The sequence below is a fragment of the Mycolicibacterium sp. 624 genome (assembly GCF_040548615.1).
Lineage (GTDB): Bacteria > Actinomycetota > Actinomycetes > Mycobacteriales > Mycobacteriaceae > Mycobacterium.
Genome location: NZ_JBEPRZ010000001.1, coordinates 431,559 through 450,294, shown reverse-complemented (window position 1 = coordinate 450,294; position 18,736 = coordinate 431,559). Strand labels below are relative to the sequence as shown.

24 protein-coding genes are annotated in these 18,736 nt (G+C 67.2%); 16 read left to right on the top strand and 8 right to left on the bottom strand.

All coding sequences use genetic code 11. From position 1 onward, the window contains the following. Positions 1-39: 39 nt before the first annotated feature. From ABIA65_RS02000 to mmpH, 6 genes are all read left to right on the top strand, one after another. Complete coding sequence (locus tag ABIA65_RS02000; RefSeq protein WP_354522438.1) at positions 40-576, top strand: hypothetical protein; 537 nt, start codon at positions 40-42, stop codon at positions 574-576. 7 nt (positions 577-583) lie between these two features. After that, positions 584-886, top strand: a complete 303-nt coding sequence (locus tag ABIA65_RS01995; protein ID WP_241401815.1) for a hypothetical protein — start codon at positions 584-586, stop codon at positions 884-886. A gap of 31 nt (positions 887-917) precedes the next feature. Next, positions 918-1,373 carry a PPOX class F420-dependent oxidoreductase gene (locus ABIA65_RS01990; protein WP_241401814.1) on the top strand — a complete coding sequence of 152 codons (456 nt, stop codon included), beginning with the start codon at positions 918-920 and terminating at the stop codon, positions 1,371-1,373. A gap of 120 nt (positions 1,374-1,493) precedes the next feature. Then, positions 1,494-2,753, top strand: a complete 1,260-nt coding sequence (gene manT / locus ABIA65_RS01985; RefSeq protein WP_354522437.1) for an MMP alpha-(1->4)-mannosyltransferase — start codon at positions 1,494-1,496, stop codon at positions 2,751-2,753. After that, positions 2,747-3,478, top strand: coding sequence for a class I SAM-dependent methyltransferase (locus ABIA65_RS01980; protein WP_241401812.1), 732 nt, complete (start codon positions 2,747-2,749; stop codon positions 3,476-3,478). Before manT ends, ABIA65_RS01980 begins: the two co-directional genes overlap by 7 nt. Next, positions 3,465-4,544 (top strand): MMP endo-(1,4)-3-O-methyl-alpha-D-mannosidase, encoded by a 1,080-nt coding sequence (mmpH, locus tag ABIA65_RS01975; RefSeq protein ID WP_354522436.1) that lies wholly within the window; start codon positions 3,465-3,467, stop codon positions 4,542-4,544. Before ABIA65_RS01980 ends, mmpH begins: the two co-directional genes overlap by 14 nt. Positions 4,545-4,636: 92 nt before the next feature. Here mmpH and ABIA65_RS01970 read toward each other — a convergent pair whose 3' ends face one another. Next, positions 4,637-5,299, bottom strand: a complete 663-nt coding sequence (locus tag ABIA65_RS01970) for a class I SAM-dependent methyltransferase (protein ID WP_354522435.1) — start codon at positions 5,297-5,299, stop codon at positions 4,637-4,639. Positions 5,300-5,351: 52 nt separating this feature from the next. Here ABIA65_RS01970 and ABIA65_RS01965 point away from each other — a divergent pair, with 52 nt between their 5' ends. Beyond that, a complete protein-coding gene (locus tag ABIA65_RS01965; RefSeq protein ID WP_241401809.1) occupies positions 5,352-5,921 on the top strand; it encodes a TetR/AcrR family transcriptional regulator in 570 nt (189 codons plus the stop codon). Here ABIA65_RS01965 and ABIA65_RS01960 read toward each other — a convergent pair. After that, positions 5,908-6,522: a TetR/AcrR family transcriptional regulator gene (locus tag ABIA65_RS01960; protein ID WP_241401808.1), complete on the bottom strand. Its 615-nt coding sequence runs from the start codon at positions 6,520-6,522 to the stop codon at positions 5,908-5,910. The two genes, ABIA65_RS01965 and ABIA65_RS01960, sit on opposite strands and share 14 nt — an antisense overlap. A 98-nt stretch (positions 6,523-6,620) precedes the next feature. Between ABIA65_RS01960 and ABIA65_RS01955 the strand changes: the two genes are divergently transcribed. Further along, complete coding sequence (locus ABIA65_RS01955; RefSeq protein ID WP_241401807.1) at positions 6,621-7,961, top strand: cytochrome P450; 1,341 nt, start codon at positions 6,621-6,623, stop codon at positions 7,959-7,961. A gap of 22 nt (positions 7,962-7,983) precedes the next feature. On the opposite strand, the gene msrA is transcribed toward ABIA65_RS01955, so the two are convergent. After that, positions 7,984-8,499: a peptide-methionine (S)-S-oxide reductase MsrA gene (gene msrA / locus ABIA65_RS01950; protein WP_241401806.1), complete on the bottom strand. Its 516-nt coding sequence runs from the start codon at positions 8,497-8,499 to the stop codon at positions 7,984-7,986. Further along, a complete protein-coding gene (gene msrB, locus ABIA65_RS01945; RefSeq protein ID WP_241401805.1) occupies positions 8,496-8,954 on the bottom strand; it encodes a peptide-methionine (R)-S-oxide reductase MsrB in 459 nt (152 codons plus the stop codon). The genes msrA and msrB overlap by 4 nt, the downstream gene beginning before the upstream one ends. A 103-nt stretch (positions 8,955-9,057) precedes the next feature. On the opposite strand from msrB, the gene ABIA65_RS01940 reads away from it, so the two are divergent. The 4 genes from ABIA65_RS01940 (at position 9,058) to ABIA65_RS01925 (ending at position 12,624) form a co-directional block, all read left to right on the top strand. After that, positions 9,058-9,564, top strand: coding sequence for a nuclear transport factor 2 family protein (locus tag ABIA65_RS01940; RefSeq protein ID WP_241401804.1), 507 nt, complete (start codon positions 9,058-9,060; stop codon positions 9,562-9,564). Continuing rightward, entirely contained in the window at positions 9,561-10,613 is a 1,053-nt protein-coding gene (locus ABIA65_RS01935) for an NAD-dependent epimerase/dehydratase family protein (RefSeq protein WP_241401803.1), read from the top strand. The genes ABIA65_RS01940 and ABIA65_RS01935 overlap by 4 nt, the downstream gene beginning before the upstream one ends. A 63-nt stretch (positions 10,614-10,676) precedes the next feature. Further along, positions 10,677-11,507: a class I SAM-dependent methyltransferase gene (locus tag ABIA65_RS01930; protein WP_241401802.1), complete on the top strand. Its 831-nt coding sequence runs from the start codon at positions 10,677-10,679 to the stop codon at positions 11,505-11,507. A gap of 154 nt (positions 11,508-11,661) precedes the next feature. After that, entirely contained in the window at positions 11,662-12,624 is a 963-nt protein-coding gene (locus ABIA65_RS01925; RefSeq protein WP_354522434.1) for a DUF222 domain-containing protein, read from the top strand. A gap of 62 nt (positions 12,625-12,686) precedes the next feature. Here ABIA65_RS01925 and ABIA65_RS01920 read toward each other — a convergent pair whose 3' ends face one another. Continuing rightward, positions 12,687-13,706: a ParA family protein gene (locus ABIA65_RS01920; protein WP_354522433.1), complete on the bottom strand. Its 1,020-nt coding sequence runs from the start codon at positions 13,704-13,706 to the stop codon at positions 12,687-12,689. Between the two features lie 175 nt (positions 13,707-13,881). On the opposite strand from ABIA65_RS01920, the gene ABIA65_RS01915 reads away from it, so the two are divergent. Beyond that, entirely contained in the window at positions 13,882-14,199 is a 318-nt protein-coding gene (locus ABIA65_RS01915) for a hypothetical protein (protein WP_354522432.1), read from the top strand. Here the strand turns inward: ABIA65_RS01915 and ABIA65_RS01910 are convergent. Then, positions 14,196-14,849, bottom strand: coding sequence for an enoyl-CoA hydratase-related protein (locus ABIA65_RS01910; RefSeq protein WP_354522430.1), 654 nt, complete (start codon positions 14,847-14,849; stop codon positions 14,196-14,198). The two genes, ABIA65_RS01915 and ABIA65_RS01910, sit on opposite strands and share 4 nt — an antisense overlap. Before the next feature lie 40 nt (positions 14,850-14,889). Between ABIA65_RS01910 and ABIA65_RS01905 the strand changes: the two genes are divergently transcribed. After that, entirely contained in the window at positions 14,890-16,275 is a 1,386-nt protein-coding gene (locus ABIA65_RS01905) for an NAD(P)/FAD-dependent oxidoreductase (protein WP_354522429.1), read from the top strand. Between the two features lie 29 nt (positions 16,276-16,304). On the opposite strand, the gene ABIA65_RS01900 is transcribed toward ABIA65_RS01905, so the two are convergent. Together ABIA65_RS01900 and ABIA65_RS01895 are read right to left on the bottom strand one after the other, a co-directional pair. Continuing rightward, positions 16,305-16,772: an SRPBCC family protein gene (locus ABIA65_RS01900; RefSeq protein WP_354522428.1), complete on the bottom strand. Its 468-nt coding sequence runs from the start codon at positions 16,770-16,772 to the stop codon at positions 16,305-16,307. 28 nt (positions 16,773-16,800) lie between these two features. Further along, a complete protein-coding gene (locus tag ABIA65_RS01895) occupies positions 16,801-17,292 on the bottom strand; it encodes an SRPBCC family protein (RefSeq protein ID WP_354522427.1) in 492 nt (163 codons plus the stop codon). Between the two features lie 72 nt (positions 17,293-17,364). On the opposite strand from ABIA65_RS01895, the gene ABIA65_RS01890 reads away from it, so the two are divergent. Both ABIA65_RS01890 and ABIA65_RS01885 read left to right on the top strand, forming a co-directional pair. Beyond that, a complete protein-coding gene (locus ABIA65_RS01890; protein WP_354522425.1) occupies positions 17,365-17,739 on the top strand; it encodes a DUF427 domain-containing protein in 375 nt (124 codons plus the stop codon). Between the two features lie 40 nt (positions 17,740-17,779). Next, entirely contained in the window at positions 17,780-18,697 is a 918-nt protein-coding gene (locus ABIA65_RS01885) for a DNA-3-methyladenine glycosylase family protein (RefSeq protein ID WP_354522423.1), read from the top strand. Positions 18,698-18,736 lie beyond the last annotated feature (39 nt).

The following is an 18,736-nucleotide window of genomic DNA, read 5'->3' as shown; positions in this document are numbered from 1 at the left end:
CTGGGTGACGGGAATCCCGATCGGCCTAGCCTGGGCATCGTGAAGCTCGCGGCTCTGCGCCTGCGGCAGCGCGACGGCGTCTCATGCGGTCCTGCCGTCGCCGTGGTGGCGGGTGCGCTGCTGGACCCGGCGTATCGCCGCGAACTGGTGGCGCCCGCGTGGTTCGCCAGGGAGCAGGGCCGCGTGCACGGGCGAATCAATACGGTCTGGCCGCGGGCGCTCGGCACCACCCCGATGGGCATGGCCAGGGCGATCAGTGCGCAGGGCGCCGGTCGCGGCATGCCCTATCGGTGGCGTCTGTGCCACGGGCTGTGGGGTCGACGCGACGCGATGGCCGACGTGCTGGCCGCCGTCGCGCAGGAGCGTCCCGTAGCCATGCTCGTCGGTAACGTCATCCCGAGGCACTGGGTGCTGATCGTCGAGGCGTCGGGGGAGCGTCTGCGCTGCTACGAACCGTCCTCGGGCGAGGTCAGGACGACGTCGGTGGGCGCGGTGCGCGCCGGCCGGCTGACCGGTTTGGGTTTCCGGCGGGCGTTCACGTTCGTGCTGCCATCGGACCTCAATTCGAACGTATGATCGAACAATGGGGCAGCTGCAGTCGATCGGGCACAACGGTCAGCCGCAGCCGGCGACGTTTCGCCGGGTGGATCCGCCCATGCCGGTTCTGATCGATCTCGCCACGGTGTTCCCGCGCGAGCCGCATCGCGCCGGCGGCTACCACCCGGCGGGCCTGCAGATGCACGCCATCGTCGAGGGAATGCTGACGTGTTGGGGACTGTGCGAGCAGGGCCACTGGTGGGGATGGGTGACCTATGACGTCGCCTACGGCGCGGATCGCAGGGCCGTCACGCACTGGGTGCCCGCCTGGACGTTGAAGCGCAAGTAGCGGAAATAGCGCACGTCAGTACGTTGGAGGCATGGCTCGCAAGTACGCCACGGCTGACGTTGTCGCCCGCTCCGAGATGCTCGACTTCGTCCGGACCCGCCATCACATGGTGCTGACCACCTACCGGGCCGACGGTTCACTGCAGAGTTCGCCTGTCACCGGAGGCGTCGACGGAGAGGGCCGGATCGTGGTGGCGAGCTATCCGCAGCGGGCCAAGTCGGTGAACCTGCGCCGTGATCGCCGCGCCAGCATCACGGTGCTGTCCGATGAGTTCAACGGGCCATACGTCCAGGTCGACGGCGATGCCGAGGTCATCAACGTGCCCGAGGCCGTGGACGGTCTGGTCGAGTACTTCCGCGCCGTCGCGGGCGAGCACTCGGACTGGGACGAATACCGCCAGGCGATGGTCGTCCAGGGCAAGTGCCTGATCCGTGTGACGCCGACGCGATGGGGTCCGATCGCCACCGGAGGGTTCCCTCCCGCGTAGTGCGAGCACCGGTCGCAGGGGCCGGCCACGGTGGCCACATTGCGGTCACTAGCTAGTCAAACTATAGTCTGGACACATGTCCAGAGCCCTTACGCCGACTCTGGCCGCGGTGAATTGACCATGCGGATCGCCCTGCTTTCCTATCGGAGCAAGACGCATTGTGGCGGCCAGGGTGTGTATGTCCGGCACCTCAGTCGCGGCCTCGTTGAACTCGGTCACGACGTCGAGTTGTTCTCCGGCCCGCCCTACCCCGAGGGACTTGACCCCCGGGTGCGGCTCACCGAGGTGCCCAGCCTGGACCTCTACCGGGAGCCGGATCCGTTCCGCATCCCGCGGCCCAGCGAGATTCACGATCGGATCGATCTGCTCGAGCTGCTGTCCACCTGGACGGCCGCCTTCCCCGAGCCCAAGACCTTCTGTCTGCGGATGGCGCGCATCCTCGCCGAGCGTCGCGACGAGTTCGACGTCGTGCACGACAACCAGAGCCTTGGCGACGGGCTGCTGAAGATCGTCGCCACGGGCCTGCCGGTCGTCGCCACCGTGCACCATCCGATCACGCGCGACCGCGTGGTCGACGTCGCAGCCGCCAAGTGGTGGCGAAAGCCTTTGGTGCGCAGGTGGTACGGGTTCGCCGAGATGCAGAAGCGGGTGGCTCGCCGGATCCCTGAGCTGCTCACCGTCTCATCGACCTCGGCAGCCGACATCGCCGCGGACTTCGGTGTCTCGCTCGATCAGTTGCAGGTGGTTCCGCTCGGTGTGGACACCGAGCTGTTCAAGCCCGCGGGTGATCGGGTGCGCAACCGGATCATCGCGATCGCCAGCGCCGACGTGCCACTCAAGGGCGTCAGCCACCTGCTGCACGCCGTGGCACGGCTGCGCGTTGAGCGTGACCTCGACGTTCAGCTCGTCTCGAAGCTCGAGCCCAACGGCCCGACCGAGAAGCTGATCGCCGAACTGGGCATCTCCGATATCGTGCACAGCTCGAGTGGATTGTCCGACGCCGCGCTCGCCAGCCTGCTGGCCTCGGCCGAGGTTGCCTGCATCCCGTCGCTGTATGAGGGCTTCTCGCTGCCGGCCGTCGAGGCGATGGCCAGCGGTACGCCCATCGTCGCGAGCCGCGCGGGTGCGCTGCCGGAGGTCCTGGGGCCCGACGGCGAGTGCGCGCGGTTGGTCAACCCTGGCGATGTCGACGACCTGACCAATGTGCTGGGCGCACTGCTCGACTCGCCGCTCGAACTGCGCCGCCTCGGTGCCGCGGGTCGCACCAGGGCCGTCGATGTATTCAGCTGGGAATCCGTGGCTGCACAGACCGTCGCCGTGTACGAGCGGGCGTGCGAGCGAACTCAACGTGGTGGGCAGAGGAAGGCAAGCGCATGCTGACCGTCGACTTCGACAGGCTTGGCGTGGGCCCGGGCACCAGCGTCATTGATGTCGGCTGCGGTGCGGGCAGACACTCGTTCGAGGCGTTCCGCAGGGGTGCGGACGTTATCGCGTTCGACCAGAGTGCTGAAGACCTCAACGATGTCGACGCCATTCTGCAGGCCATGCAGGAGCAGGGCGAGGCGCCCGCATCGGCCAAGGCGGAGGCGGTCAAGGGCGATGCGCTCGAACTGCCCTACGCCGACGGCACATTCGACTGCGTCATGGCCTCGGAGATCCTCGAGCACGTCCCCGAGGACGACCGCGCCATCGACGAGCTGGTCCGTGTGCTCAAGCCGGGTGGTCGGCTCGCCGTCACCGTGCCGCGCTGGCTGCCAGAGAAGGTCTGCTGGCTGCTGTCTGACGAGTACCACGCCAACGAGGGCGGCCACATCCGCATCTATCGGGCCGATGAGCTGCACGCCAAGATCGCGGCCCGCGGCCTGGAGTTCGACCACAGTCACCACGCGCACGCGCTGCACTCGCCGTTCTGGTGGCTGAAATGCGCTGTGGGCGTGGAGAAACCGAACCACCCCGCCGTCGCTGCCTATCACAAGCTGCTGGTGTGGGACATGATGTCGCGGCCGTGGCTAACCCGAAATGCCGAGGCGCTGCTGAATCCGCTGATCGGCAAGAGCGTCGCGCTGTACTTCCGTAAGCCGGTGATTGCCAGTGAGAAGTCCTAAGCACAGCCACGAAATTCCAGGGGTCGCAGGCGTTCTGACTCCTGATCAGTGCCTGCAGACCGCCGAGTCCATCGCCGCCACCCAGGAGTCGACCGGCGCACTGCCCTGGTTCGACGGTGGCCACACCGATCCCTGGGACCACGTCGAGAACGCGATGGCCCTCACCGTCGCCGGGCTGTGGGAACCCGCCCGCGCCGCCTACGAGTGGTGCAGGGCCACGCAGCGTGCGGACGGATCGTGGCCCATTCAGTTCCGCAACGGTGTCATCGAGGATGCCAACAGCGACAGCAACTTCTGCGCGTACGTCGCCACCGGCGTCTGGCACCACGTGCTGATCACCCAGGACCGGGGCTTCGCCGAGACCATGTGGCCCGTCGTGAGCCGGGCCATCGACTTCGTCCTGACGCTGCAGCTGGACGGTGGCGAGATCGCCTGGGCCGCAAGTCCTTCCGGAATCATCCAGGAGGCATTGCTGACCGGTTGTGCCAGCATCCACCACGCGATGCGGTGCGCTATCGCGCTGGCGAACTACCTCGACGAGCCGCAGCCCGAGTGGGAGGTCGCGGTCGGTGCGCTCGGCCACGCCATCGCCGAGCATCCGGAGCTGTTCCTGGCCAAGGACACCCACTCCATGGAGTGGTACTACCCGGTGCTCGGTGGAGCGATCCGGGGCGAGGCCGCCCGCGCGCGTATCGACGCCCGGTGGGACGAGTTCGTGGTGCCGGGCCTCGGGATTCGCTGCATCGACCACAGGCCGTGGGTGACCGGCGCCGAGACGTGCGAGTTCGTGATGGCGCTGGACGCCATGGGCGACTCTGTGCGCGCGCACCAACAGTTCGCGGCGATGCACCATCTGCGTGAAACCGACGGTTCGTACTGGACAGGTCTGGTGTTCGCCGACGGTAAGCGCTGGCCGGTGGAGCGGACGACCTGGACGGGTGCCGCCATGATCCTGGCCGCCGACGCCTTGTCGTCGACCACCGCCGGCAGCGGCATCTTCCGTGCCGACGACCTGCCGCGCGGCTTGGAGAGCGAGTTCGACTGCGCCTGCGCGACCCGGCGCTAGTCAGCGCCTGTCTCTACGCCTATTTGTGAATCCTGCGACGTCTCAGTGGGTTTCGCGTCGTCAGTTTCACAAACGGCGCGCAGGCGGGAGGGCTACTCCGCGTGCGGTGCGGTGCGCTCCAGGATGCGCATCGATCCGGTCGCGCCGACCTCGCGGAACTGGCCCGAGTTCAGCGCACGCTGGTACACGTGGAACGGCGCCTGCCCGCCGTCCTCGGGGTTGGGGAACACGTCGTGGATGACGAGGCAGCCACCGACAGTCACCCATTTGACCCAGCCGTCGTAGTCGCGCTGTGCGGCCTCCTCGGTGTGGCCGCCGTCGATGAACAGGAACTGCACCGGCGTCTGCCAACCGCGGGCCACCACCACCGACTTGCCCACCACGGCCACCACGTGGTCGTCGAGTCCCGCGGCGTCCAGATTGTGGCGCAGCGAGGGCAGGGTGTCGAAGAGTCCGGTGACCGGATCGACCATGGACGTGTCGTGGTACTCCCAGCCGACCTGGTGTTCCTCGGAGCCGTGGTGGTGATCGACGGTGTACAGGACGCCACCGGTGGTCTGCGCGGCCGCGCCGAGCATTACGGTCGACTTTCCGCAGTAGGTGCCGATCTCGACGCCGACGCCGTCGCCGAGGTAGCGCACGGCGGCGTCGTAGAGGGCACGTCCCTCGTCGGCGGGCATGAAACCGGTGACCTGCTCGGCGTGCGCGAACAGGCGTGCGGCGGACGGCGGCAGTGCGGTGTCGGCGGTGCTCATTCGGCCAACCTACCGTTGCTGGTCCACCCGGGTTGTAGTAGCGTCCAGACACGTGTCCGATCCGGCTTTGGAGTCGACTCGGCGCCGACTGACCGCCAAGCAGGCCGACACTGTCGATCGCCTGGGTAAGGCCGCGGTCGAGTTGCTCAAGCGCGAGGGTTTCACGGGTCTGACGGTCCGGCGCGTGGCCGCCGAGGCGGGCGTCGGTGCCGCCACCGCGTACACATACTTCTCATCCAAGGAACACCTCGTTGCCGAGGTCTTCTGGCGACGCCTCGTCTCGTCCCCGCCCGTTCCGCACGACTCGGAGGACGCGGCGTCCCGCGTGGTCGACGTGCTGAGTCACATCGCGCTGCTGATGGCCGATGAACCGGAGTTCGCCGGCGCGGTGACCACCGCGCTGCTGGGCCGCGATCCGGATGTCGAGGCGTTGCGTCAGCGCATCGGCCGCGACATCCGCGACCGGCTGGCGGCAGCGCTGGCCCCGGACACCGATCCCGACGTGATCGATTCGCTGGAGATGCTCTATTCGGGTGCCCTGGTGCGGGCAGGCATGGGATACGCGTCCTACGCCGACATCGCGCAGCGGCTCGAGAAGTCCGCCCGCCTCATGCTGGGCTGACGCGCGGCCCCAGGATTGCCGTCGCCGCGGTGACGGCAGGCTCGAGGATCTGCCGTGGATCGTTGCCGGTCTCGACGGTCAGCGCGGTCAGCTCGCGCAGACCGCCCAACAGGATCAGCGCCAACGGACGCGAGATTGGCTCGAGGTCGGCACGGCGGAAACCGGGACTGTCGGTCAGGTCGACGAGCATGTCGACGAGGCTGCCCATCGCGGCCCGGTGCAGGGGAAGCGCTGCGGCGCCCAACGCGGGCGCCTCCCGGATCCAGCTCAGCGTGATTGCGGGGCGAGATGAGATGTGGTCGACGTATGCGGTTGCCGCAGAGTGGATCTGGACATGCCAGTCGGCCTCCGGATTCACCGCCGTGCGGATGTCGACGATGAGTTCGTCGTTGTTGGTCCGCAGCAGTTCGACGAAGCACTCCTCCTTGCTGGCGAACTCGCTGTAGAAGGTGCGCTTGGAGGTCTTGGCGCCGCGGACGATGTCGGCGACCGTGGTGTCGCGGTAGCCGCGGTGCTCGATCGAGGAGATCAGGCCGTCGAGGAGTCGGTTTCGGAAGCCCTGGGTGTTCGTCGGGTCGGGCTCCATCAGAGTGGCCGCCATATCGTCACCTCCAACCCTTGCGAATGTGCGGTACCAGGCGGTACCGTACCTCACACACCTTCGGTACAGCGCAGTACCGCGACTGGTTGGAGATTCGCGTGAGCCAAGCGACCATCAACGAGGCATCGACTGCCGTCATCAACCTGCCGCCCGGTCCGCGGCTACCCAAGTTCGTCCAGGGCCTGGCCTACGCGGTCTCACGGACGTGGACCATCGAGCGGATGACGCGCAAGTACGGTGACGTCGTCACGATGACGCTGCCGGTGTTCGGGCGCTCCGTCGTGGTCGCCGACCCAGCCGTCGCCAAGCAGCTCTTCACCGCCAACACAGACGATGTCGGCAACATTCAGCCCAATCTCAGCCGGGTGCTGGGCTCCGGCTCGGTGTTCGCCCTCGACCGCTCCGAGCACCGTCGTCGACGCAAGCTTCTGACCCCGCCCTTCCACGGCAAGAGCATCAAGAACTACGAGCGAATCTTCGAGGAGGAGACGCTGCGCGAGACGGCGTCCTGGCCCGAGGGTGAGCAGTTCGAGACCCTCGAGCCGATGATGCGGATCACGCTGAACACCATCCTGCGGGCCGTCTTCGGCGCCGATGGGGAACGCCTCGACGAACTGCGACGGATCATTCCGCCGTGGGTCACGCTGGGCTCCCGGTTGGCCGTGCTGCCGGTGCCGTCGCGCACCTATGGTCGTCTGACCCCGTGGGGTCGCCTGGCCGAGTACCGCAGGCAGTACGACGAGGTCGTCGACCGGCTGATCGATGATGTGACGGCCGATCCCGACTTCGACACCCGCGACGACGTGCTGGCCCTACTGCTGCGCAGTACCTACGAGGACGGCTCGGCGATGTCGCGGCGCGATATCGCCGACGAGCTGCTGACGTTGCTTGCCGCTGGCCACGAGACCACCGGCTCCACCCTGGCCTGGGTGTTCGAGCGCATCAGCCGCCATCCCGAGGTGCTCACCAGGCTGGAGGCCGAGGCGGCCACCGGCGACAACGAGTACCGCCAGGCCACCATTCTGGAGACTCAGCGGGTGCGCACCGTCATCGACTTCGCCGGTCGGCACGTGTACGCGCCCAGTGTGCAGCTCGGTGAGTGGGTTGTCCCGCAGGGTTATTCGGTCACGGTGGCGATCAACAAGGTGCAACACAGGGAGCAGGACTTCGCCAAGGCCGACCGGTTCGATCCGCAGCGCTTCGTCGACAACAAGCCGTCGATGCTCGCTTTCATGCCGTACGGCGGCGGCACCAGGCGCTGCGTTGGCGCGGTCTTCGCGAACGTCGAGATGGACGTCGTGTTGCGAACGGTGTTGCGTCACTTCGCCATCGAGACCACAACGGCGCCGGACGAGAAGCCGCACTCCCGCGGAGTCGCCTACACGCCGAAGTCCGGCGGGCGCCTGACGGTGCGCCGGCGGGTCACACCGCTGGGCTGAACCGGTGTTTCCTGCGAGGCGGTTACTGCGAGGCGGTTTCGCGCCTCGGCAGCTTCCAGCCCGGCCGCGGGAAGTGGCACGTGTAGCCGTTGGGGTAGTGCTCCAGGTAGTCCTGATGCTCCGGCTCGGCCTCCCAGAAGTCAACGGCCGGTGTCACTTCGGTGACGACCTTGCCCGGCCATAGCCCCGAGGCGTCGACGTCGGCAATGGTGTCCTCGGCGACACGCTTCTGCTCGTCGTCGAGGTAGAAGATCGCCGACCGGTAGCTGGACCCCACGTCATTGCCCTGGCGGTCCTTGGTGCTCGGATCGTGGATCTGGAAGAAGAACTCCAGAATCGCCCGGTAGTCGGTCTGGGCCGGGGCGTATTCGATCTCGATGGCCTCGGCGTGACCGGGGTGATTGCGGTACGTCGGGTGGTCGTTGCGGCCACCGGTGTAGCCCACGCGGGTGCTCACCACGCCTGGCTGCTTGCGGATCAGATCCTGCATGCCCCAGAAGCATCCACCGGCCAGTACCGCGGTCTGTGTGGTCGTCATGCCTGCGCCTCCTCATTGAACAGCGACACATATTCGCCGTAGCCCTGCGCCTCGAGGTCCTCGAGCGCGATGAATCTCAGCGAAGCCGAGTTGATGCAGTAGCGCAAGCCACCCGCCTGCGCCGGACCGTCCTTGAAGACGTGGCCGAGATGGCTGTCCCCGTGTGTGGACCGGACCTCGGTCCGCAGCATCAGATGACTGAAGTCGCGCTTGCACGACACGTTGGCCGATTCGACGGGCTTGGTGAAGCTCGGCCAGCCCGATCCGCTGTCGAACTTGTCGGTCGAGGCGAACAACGGCTCGCCCGACACCACGTCGACGTAGAGGCCCGCGGCGTGGTTATCCCAGTACTCGCCGGTGAACGGTCGCTCGGTGCCGTTCTCCTGGGTGACTTGGTACTGCTCCGGGGAGAGCGCGCTCACGGCCGCGGGGTTCTTGTTGTAGACCTTCTCCACTGTGACCTCCTTGGGTCGGCACTCGTATAACCACAGGTGTCCCTCAGAAGTTCCGCGCGTAGCCCCTCGACAAACTCCGGTAGAACGTGTTCTAGTTCTGGGTGTGACGGGCAACACCTTCAGTCGTGACGAACTCGCCTCGGCGTTCGTCGAATTCGAGAACATAGTCGATCGTGCCGCGCAGACCAGAAACTGGGATCCGTGGGTTGACCAGTACACCGAGGACGTGGTCTACGTCGAGCACGCCGCGGGCACCATGCGCGGCCGCGAACAGGTGCGTCCGTGGATCTGGCAGACCATGGAGAGCTTCCCCGGCAGCTACATGACGTCATTCCCGTCGCTGTGGTCGGTGATCGACGAGGCCACCGGGCGCATCATCTGCGAACTCGACAACCCGATGCGCGACCCCGGCGACGGCACGATCATCACCGCCACGAATCTGTCGATCCTCACCTACGCGGGTGACGGCAAGTGGAGCCGTCAGGAGGACGTCTACAACCCCCTTCGGTTCGTCTCTGCGGCCGCGAAGTGGTGCAGGAAGGCCAATGAGCTCGGCACGCTGCCCGAGGAGGCCGAGAAGTGGATGCAGCAGGTGGGGCGCACGCTGTGACAGCGAACCAGTCCGGGAATTCGACGAGCCTGGTCATCGGGGCCAACGGCTATCTCGGCAGCCACGTCACCCGCCAGCTCGTCGCCGAGGGCCAGAACGTGCGCGTCATGGTGCGCGAGGGCGCCACCACCATCGGCATCGATGACCTCGAGGTGACGCGCTTTGTCGGCGACATCTGGAGCGACGAGGTCCTGCGCGAGGCCATGACCGGCGTCGACGTCGTCTACTACTGCGTGGTCGACACGCGGGGCTGGCTGCGCGACCCGGCACCGCTGTTTCGCACCAACGTCGAGGGCACGCGCAACGTGCTCGAGATCGCCGTCGAGCCCGCCATCGCCGCCACCCTGCGACGCTTCGTCTTCACCAGCAGCTATGCCACCGTCGGCCGCAAGCGCGGACGCACGTCCACCGAGGCCGACGTCATCGCCGACGTCCACGACAAGCGGCTCACCGCGTACGTCCGCTCGCGTGTGCAGGCGGAGAACCTGGTGCTGCAGTACGCCCGCGAGCGTGGACTGCCCGCCGTCGCCATGTGCGTGTCGACCACCTATGGCGCGGGCGACTGGGGCCGAACCCCGCACGGCGCGATCATCGCCGGCGCCGCGTTCGGCAAGCTGCCGTTCGTGATGAGCGGTATCGAACTCGAGGCCGTCGGCGTGGACGACGCCGCCCGCGCGATGATTCTGGCCGCAGACAAGGGCCGCGTCGGCGAGCGATACCTGATATCGGACCGGATGATCACCAACGCCGACGTCGTCCGCATCGCCGCCGAGGCCGCCGGAATGCCTGCCCCGACCAAGTCGGTACCGCTGCCGGTGTCCTACGCGATGGCGGCCCTCGGCAGTGCCAAGGGCCGATTCAAGGGCACCGACGAGCAGCTGTCGATCAACTCACTGCGCTTGATGCGCGCCGAGGCGCCGGTCGACTGCAGCAAGGCGAAGCGTGAACTGGGTTGGCAGCCAAGGCCGGTCGAGGAGTCGATCCGCGAGGCCGCGACGTTCTGGGCGGGGCTGCGCGACAGCAGGCGCAAGAGCAAGCAGGCCGGCTGAACGACGCGCGGTCCGCCGTTCAGGTACTGGGCGTGTGCGCAGGACCGGCCTAGCCTGGACGCCATGACGGACAAGCTGCGCGTCGACCTGTCCGGATCGCCGCAGACCATGCTGGCCACGTTGTACGCCAAGGCCCTGGATGCCGATCTGCCCAACTCGGTGCTGCACGACACCTGGGCCAGGGATGTCGTGGATCGCATCGACTACGACTGGTCGCGGACGTCGATCACGGCGCGCAACTCGCCGTCGGTGACTACTCGCAGCGCGCACTTCGACCGGTGGACCCGGCAGTTCCTGGCCGTGCATCCCGAAGCCGTCGTGCTGCATCTGGGTTGTGGCCTGGACGGCCGGTTCTTCCGGCTGCAGCCGGGACCCGGAGTCGATTGGTACGACATCGACTATCCCGACGTGGCGCACCTGCGCGAGCAGCTCTACCCGTCGGCCGAGCGCTATCACGTGGTGGCGGCCTCGGTGACCGACCCGGCCTGGTTGAGTGACATCCCGGCCGACCGGCCGACCCTGATGATCGGTGAAGGGCTGACGATGTATCTCACCGAACACGACGGGGTCGCGCTACTGCGCCGCATCGTCGACGGGTTCCCTTCCGGGGAACTGCAATTCGATGCGTTCAACACCCTCGGCATCAAAGCGCAGTGGAGCAACAGCGTGGTGCGCCGATCCGGAGCGAAACTGCATTGGGCCGTCGACAGTCCCGAGGACATCCTGCGCGCAGTGCCGGGCACCCGGCTGCTGGCCCGGGTATCACCCTTCGACGATCCGGTGTTCAACACGTTGCCCTGGTACTACCGGTTGATGCTGGCCACCATGAAGCCGGTCCCGGTGCTGCGGTACATGGCGCAATATCACCGCTACGCGTTTGGTCCGGTGGGCTAGACGGTTATCCACGTCGGCGAGCCGACAGTTATCCACGTCGGCGAGCCGACAGTTATACACAGACGCGATTTCATCCACAGGCAGTGGGCGCGGTCCTGGCGTGTGTCGGTTCTGTCCAGAACTTGAGTCAGTGGACAGCCTTAGATTCGCACGTATGTTCGATGAATTGGTGGCGAAGGCCTATGGGGCGGTCAGTGGCGCGGGGGTGGGGGCCTGGGCGCGGGTGGAGGCCGCCGCGTGTGCGCGCCGGTTGGCCGCGATGGTCGCGATGCTCGACGCCTACCAGGCCGCCGATGGGTCGGCCGAACGTGAACAGTGGTACCTGGACAACTGGGGAGCGGTCTGCGCCGAGATCGGTGCGGCGCAACAACTCACGTCCGGCGCCGCCTCGCGTCTGCTGCTGGTCGGCACCGCGCTTCGCGACCGGTTACCGATGGTTGGTTCGGTGTTCGTCGACGGTCTGGTGTCCTGCCTCCTGGTGAAGACGATCGTGTGGCGCACGATGCTGATCAAGGACCCCCAGGCGCTGCGCGCCGTTGACGCCGCCCTCGCCGAGGCCCTGCGCCAATGGGAGTCGATGTCGCAGAACAAGACCGAACAGACCATCGACGCCCTGATTCGCGACTTCGACCCGCATGCCGTGCGGCGCACTCAGGACGGGGCCCGCACTCGCAGCGTGGACGTGCACAGCGATGGAGATGGACTCGCCTCGCTGTGGGGCACTCTGTTCGCCCACGACGCCACGGCGCTGGACCGCAGACTCGATGCGCTTGCGGGCACCACCTGTGCGGCCGATCCCCGCACCCGCGATCAACGCCGAGCTGACGCGCTGGGTGCTCTCGCGAACGGCGCGGACCGGTTGGCCTGCCTGTGTGGGAGCCCCGACTGCGAAGCCGCCGAGGCACCGTCTCCAGACACCCACCCCGAGATTGTTGACGGGGGAGGGCCACCGAACTCCCACTGGGTAGTTCAGGACTTTTTTGTTGCGCGGGCCAGAAACGCGGGCCTCGGCCGCCGCGACGGGGTGCCCGCCGGATGCTGTAGGGCGGATGTGGTTGCGCCGCAACTAATTCGGCGGTCAACCGGGTGGCGACCGGCCGGTTACCGGCACGATTGACGGTGGACCGGTTCGCCACCGAGTGCGCACCCGGTGGCGAACCGCGCCGGACGACGCAGTGACTAGAGCTTGAGCACCAGGTCGTTCATGTGTTCCACGCAATTGGCCTTGTACTCCTCGTGCACGACAACCCTCTGACCCATGACGTCGCGCTTGCCCGACTTGAGGCTGTAGAGGGGCGTGCCCTTTGCGAATGCCACGACGCCGGTGGTCTGGAAGTCGCGGACGTCGACGAGGCCCACTTCCAGATCGTGGAAGGTGAAGATCTCGGGGTTGCTATCCATCAGCTTGTCGACGTCCCTGTCGATCGAGCGCAGCACGGCGGCGTAGGCCGAGGCCTTGCCCATGTACTGGGTCAACCGGTTCTTGACGATCATGTGGACCTGCGGCAGCTTGCGTTTCGCATTGCGGAGGCGCGTGGCGAACGCGTACGTGGCGTAGATGTCGGAGGGCAGCTTCAACCCGTAGACGAGGCTGAACGCGTTCTGGATCGCCCGCCGTGATGAGTCGTCGGCCATTACCGGCAACACCATGCGGTCCACGGCAGACAGCGCGATCTGCGTGTAGATCGAGAAGCTCGGGTTGCAGTCGATGAATGCGACGTCATACTTCCCCTGCAGCGGCGCGATCAGGTCTTTGATCCAGTCGATGATGGCGATCCACGAATCGGTGCCCGGGATGTTGTTGTTCGCCAGCGTCGAGATCGCGTTGGACTGCAGCTCCAACAGCGGATCGCCACAGATCAGGTCGACGTTCTCGGGGATCTCGTCGTTGAACTCGGACGGAGTCGTGATGTAGTCCTGCGGTTCGATCGCGGGCGGCTGATACGGCGCTGGCAGCCGCTGCTGGAAGTAGCCGCCGATGGTGGCACGCGGTACCGCACCCTGCCGGGCAAGCAGCCGATCGCTGCCGCCGTTGGCCAGGCCTCCCAGCAGCAGCTCAGAAAGGTTCGCCTGCGGGCAGACATCGATCACCAGAATCCGCTGATCAGGGTGCTGGTGGGCGTAGAAGCAGATCGATTGGAAGCATAGGCTGGTCTTGCCGGTGCCGCCTTTGTTGTTCCAGAAGCCATACGTGAGCATCAAACCTCCAACAGCAGATCGGGACGCATCTACGTCCAAAGTAGACACTAACACGTCCCTGTGTTCCATCTACACGTCCGGTCGTGCGCATCGCCCCGGACCTATTCCGCTCGGCGCAACGCCGGTGGGACGATACGACCCACTAAAACGTTGTTTACCAATCTGGTGTCACCACTTGCTCAAGACGTTCTGGAGCGGGGACGGGGGTTGGCGCGATCGTCAACTGCCCGACGGCACGGTCATCTGGACTTCACCGGGTGGACAGACCCACACCACCCGACCCGGCAGCCGACTGTTGTTCCCGTCGTTGTGCGAACCCACCGCATCGGTGACGGTGACGGCGCGAAGCCGTGCGGGCTCGAACAGCGGCCTGACGATGCCGCGTCGCAGGAGCACCCGCAGCCAGGACCGCCAACGTCGCGTCGACGATGAGCGCCGGCGCAACTTGGCGGACGCAGCCCAGGCGGCACTCGGCGCAATACCGCCGTTCTAGCCGGCGAGCGCAGAGACCACCTCGGCGTAGAGCCCGGCCTTGATCGCACCCATGGTGGGGCCGGCCTTGGCCGCACGCTCGGCGGCGCGGGCCACGGCGATGTCGAGGATCTCGTGCTCGGTGCCGACACCCATCACGATGCCCGCGTCGTGCGCCTCGTCGCCGCCGTAGCGCCGCGCCGTCGTCATTGCCTCGTGCGCGGTGGCGATGGGCAGGCGCGCCCGGATCAACGCGTTCATGCCCGGGGTGAACGGGATGCCGAGATCCACCTCGGGCAGGCAGAAGTAGCCGCGGTCGGACCGCATGATCGACAGGTCGTGTGCCAGCGCGAGCATGGCGCCTGCGGCGAACGCGTGCCCCTGCAGGGCGGCAACCATCGGCGCCGGGAACGTCAGCACCCGGACGAACAGCGCGTGCACCTCCCGCAGGTTCGCCTCGGCCGCATCGGGGTTCTCCGCCATGAAGGCCAGGTCCAGGCCGTTGGAGTAGAACTTTCCAACACCGGTCGTGACGACGGCCTTGGGCCCGGGCGCGGCCTCCACCTCGTCGAGCGCGGCATTGATCGCCGCCACGCGGTCGGGGTGGAACCGGTTCTCGTCATCACCGAGGGTTAACACGTACACGGCGTCGCGGCGCTGGAGAGCGGTCATGAGCCGATTAGACCACCACGGCGGCTGACACAATTGGTTCGTGCCAACTCATGAGCCCACACCGAAGAACGGACTCGTCTCCCACTGGTTCGACCGGCTGCCGACACCACGTCAATCGCTGCCGGGGAACCTCGACGCCGACGTCTGCATCGTCGGCGCGGGCTACACCGGTCTGTGGACCGCGTACTACCTGAAGAAGGCCGACCCGAGTCTGCGCGTTGTCGTCCTCGAGGCGCGCTTCGCGGGCTTCGGGGCCTCGGGCCGAAACGGTGGGTGGCTGTCGGGCCTCGTACCGGGGGACCGCAACGCGATGGCCAAGCAATACGGCCGCGACGGAGTCCTCGCCTGGCAGCGCGCACTCAACGACGCCGTCGACGAGGTGGCCTCGGTGGCCGAGCGTGAGGGTATCGACGCGGGCATCGTCAAGGGCGGCACCCTCGAGATCGCCCGCAACCGCGCGCAGGCCACCCGACTTGCCGATGCGATCGCGGAGGAGCGCAAGTGGGGCGTCGACGGTATCGAACCGTTGACGACAGCCGAAGCGGCGCAACGTATTCGATTCGCCAACGTGACCTCGGCCTACCACACGCCGCACTGCGCGCGGATTCAGCCCGCCCACCTCGCGACGGGTCTGGCCGAAGCCGTCGAACGTCTCGGCGTGCAGATCTACGAGCGCTCGCCCGTCACCGAGATCGCGGCGGGCCGCGCAACCACGCCGCTCGGCACGGTCAGCGCGCAGATCGTGTTGCGCGCCACCGAGGGATTCACGCCTGGGCTGAGCGGTCTGCGCCGACGCTGGCTGCCGATGAACAGTTCGATGATCGCCACCGAGCCCATCAGCGCCGAGCGGTGGGAGTCGATCGGCTGGAACGGCCGTGAGACCGTCGGTGACACCGCGCACGGCTTCTTCTACGCCCAGCGCACCGTCGACGACCGCATCGCCATCGGCGGCCGCAGCGTGCCCTACCGCTATGCGTCGCGTACCGACGTCGACGGTCGGGTGCCCGCGCGCACCATCCGCCACTTGTCTCAGGTGCTACATGACGTCCTGCCCCAGGTCCGCGATGTCCCGATCGCGCATGGGTGGTGCGGCGTGCTCGCCGTGCCGCGGGACTGGGAGGCCGGGGTCGCGCTGGACCGGGTCAGCGGATTGGGCTGGGCTGGCGGCTACGTCGGCCACGGCGTGACGGCGACCAACCTCGCCGGCCGCACCCTGGCTGACCTGGTGCTCGAGCAGGCGACCCCGCGGGTAGAACTTCCCTGGGTCGGCCACGTCTCGCGTAACTGGGAGCCCGAGCCGCTGCGCTGGCTGGGAGTGCGGGGCCTCTACATCGCCTACAAGCTCGCCGACCGGCACGAGGCCGGCGGCCGCGCCACCACCTCACCGATCGCGCGGGTCGCCGACGTCATCACCGGCAGGCCGTGAATCAGGCGGCGTGAATCAGGCCGCGTGAATCAGGCTTCAGCCTTGGCCTTCAGGCGCTCCAGCGTCAGCCGGATGTGCTGGGCATTGGCGGATTCGCGGTCGCTGACGCCGGTAGCCAACCCGGCCACCTTGCGGAACCAGCCGGGGCGGCGGTCCCACGTCTGCTCGGTGACGGTGCAGCCACCCTCGGCCGGTGCGATGTCGTAGCGCCAGTGCGCCACGGGGATGACGAGGCTCTTCACGTCGAATCCGAACGTCCTGCCTGGCTCGGCGTGCGTCACCGTGCACATCGTGGTCCACTTCCGGCCACCGTTGCTGTTGTGGCCCTTGAACACCGCACCCGGTGTGGCGCTACCGCCCTGATGCCACTCCATCGCGTCGGTCTCCTCTGCCAGCGCCGCCATGGTCGGGAGGTCCGTGATCAGCGCGTACACCGCTTCGGGTGCGGCGGTGATCGTCATCGAGGCCTGGGCGGAGGCGGGGCCGAGTGGTGTCATGCGGCGATCGTATCGAGGGTTCGGAGCGTCAGGCTCCGTCTTCGGCCTTCGCCTTGAGGCGATCCAGGGTCTGCTTGATGTGCTCGGCGTTGGCGGCCGTGCGATCGTGGACGCCGGTGGCCTGCTCCGCGGGCTTGCGGAACCAGTCTGGCCTTCGGTCCCAGGTCTGCTCGGTGACACGGCAGCCACCGTCGACGGGTGCGATGTCGTAACGCCAGTGCGAGACCGAGATGACGGGGCTGTCGGCGTCGACGACGTACACGACGTCGAAGGCGAACACTCGGCCAGGTTCGGCATGGGTGACCGTGCACTCGGTCGTCCACTCCTTGCCGCCATTGTTGTTGTGGCCCTTGAACACCGCGCCGGGTTGGGCGGAGTCGCCCCGCTGCCATTCCATGGCGTTGGTCTCCGCGGTCAGGGTCGCCATGGTCGGGAGATCGGTGATCAGGGCATATACGTCGCCGCAGCTGGCGGTGATCGTCACAGAAGCTTGGGCCGACGCTGGACCGGGTTCGCTCACGGGGCGATCGTAGCGATGAGGCGTTCGGGTGAGAAAGGAATCTCACACCGTGCTGAGTACGTTGGCATGAACATGACCGATCGACCCGTTCTAGAGCCCACTGCCGAACATCCGATAACCGTCACGCGGACCGCCCGACACGTCGTCGTACGGGTGCACGGTGACGTCGTCGCCGAAACCGACGATGCGCTGACGCTGCAGGAATCCACCTACCCCGCCGTTCAGTACATTCCGCTCGCGGACGTCGCCGAACGCTTCCTGCGGCGCAGCGATACCACCACCTACTGCCCATACAAGGGTGAGGCCAACTACTACGACGTCACCACCGGCCAGAACACGGTCGCCGACGCCATCTGGACCTACGAGCAGCCGTACCCGGCGGTCGCGGCGATCGCAGGTCACGTCGCGTTCTACGCAGACAAGGCCGACGTCGTCGTGGCGACGTAGGCCAGAGACGTAGCCCAGAGACATAGGCCAGGATGGTGGGGTGGACGCTGAACCGCTGCGCAGGACTGTGGCGTTCTCAGGCCCCGCGAGTCCGACGCTGACGCTGTCACCGCTGCGACGCGGCCCCGGTGACCCGTGTTTCCAACTGGCCGACGGCGCGATCTGGAAGACCAGCATGCAGACCAGCGGCCCGGTGAGCGCGCGCATTCTCAAGACCGGCCGCGACACGGTCGAGTGTGAGGCCTGGGGTGACGGCGCAGCCGAGTTCGTCGACGGCCTGCCCGCATTCCTCGGTGCCCACGATGACGCGGCAGGATTCGCGCCCCGCGAACCGACGATCGCCGCCGCGTATCGACGCGTTCCCCACCTTCGGCTCGGGCGCACAGAACGCGTGCTGGAGGCCCTGCTGCCCGCCGTCCTGGAACAGCGCGTCGCAGGTAAGGACGCGTTTCGCGCATGGCGTCTGCTGGTCACGAAGTTCGGCACACCCGCACCCGGACCCGCCCCCGCCCGGATGCGCGTGCCGCCTGCCGCCGACGTGTGGCGGCGCATCCCGTCCTGGGAGTTCCACCTCGCCAACGTCGATCCCGGACGCGCCAGGACGCTGGTGTCGTGCGCGCAGCGGGCTGCCTCACTGGAACGGTTGACGGCGCGCCCCAGCGCCGACGCGCGAGAGGCGTTGCGATCGCTACCCGGGGTGGGCGAGTGGACCGCCGCCGAGACCGCCCAACGCGCCTGGGGTGACGCCGACGCACTGTCGGTCGGTGACTACCACCTGTCGAACGTGGTCGGCTGCACCCTGCTGGGCCACCGCATCGACGATGCCGAGATGCTGGAGCTGCTGGAACCGCTACGGCCGCACCGGCATCGGGCCGTGCGGCTCCTCGAAGTCAGTGGCATGGCGCGTAATCCACGCTACGGCGCGCGCATGGCGATCCCGGATCTGCGCAGTCTTTGACGACGGGGGTTAGCCCCTGCGAGTCGCGGGTAGGACTCC

Excerpts from the sequence above, each read along its gene's own strand:
- ABIA65_RS01995 (WP_241401815.1), top strand. The coding sequence starts at position 584 with ATGGGGCAGCTGCAGTCGATCGGGCACAACGGTCAGCCGCAGCCGGCG.
- ABIA65_RS01990 (WP_241401814.1), top strand. The coding sequence starts at position 918 with ATGGCTCGCAAGTACGCCACGGCTGACGTTGTCGCCCGCTCCGAGATG.
- manT (WP_354522437.1), top strand. The coding sequence starts at position 1,494 with ATGCGGATCGCCCTGCTTTCCTATCGGAGCAAGACGCATTGTGGCGGC.
- ABIA65_RS01980 (WP_241401812.1), top strand. The coding sequence starts at position 2,747 with ATGCTGACCGTCGACTTCGACAGGCTTGGCGTGGGCCCGGGCACCAGC.
- ABIA65_RS01970 (WP_354522435.1), bottom strand. The coding sequence starts at position 5,299 with ATGAGCACCGCCGACACCGCACTGCCGCCGTCCGCCGCACGCCTGTTC.
- ABIA65_RS01960 (WP_241401808.1), bottom strand. The coding sequence starts at position 6,522 with ATGGCGGCCACTCTGATGGAGCCCGACCCGACGAACACCCAGGGCTTC.
- msrA (WP_241401806.1), bottom strand. The coding sequence starts at position 8,499 with ATGACGACCACACAGACCGCGGTACTGGCCGGTGGATGCTTCTGGGGC.
- ABIA65_RS01930 (WP_241401802.1), top strand. The coding sequence starts at position 10,677 with ATGACGGACAAGCTGCGCGTCGACCTGTCCGGATCGCCGCAGACCATG.
- ABIA65_RS01925 (WP_354522434.1), top strand. The coding sequence starts at position 11,662 with ATGTTCGATGAATTGGTGGCGAAGGCCTATGGGGCGGTCAGTGGCGCG.
- ABIA65_RS01920 (WP_354522433.1), bottom strand. The coding sequence starts at position 13,706 with ATGCTCACGTATGGCTTCTGGAACAACAAAGGCGGCACCGGCAAGACC.
- ABIA65_RS01910 (WP_354522430.1), bottom strand. The coding sequence starts at position 14,849 with ATGACCGCTCTCCAGCGCCGCGACGCCGTGTACGTGTTAACCCTCGGT.
- ABIA65_RS01900 (WP_354522428.1), bottom strand. The coding sequence starts at position 16,772 with ATGACACCACTCGGCCCCGCCTCCGCCCAGGCCTCGATGACGATCACC.
- ABIA65_RS01890 (WP_354522425.1), top strand. The coding sequence starts at position 17,365 with ATGACCGATCGACCCGTTCTAGAGCCCACTGCCGAACATCCGATAACC.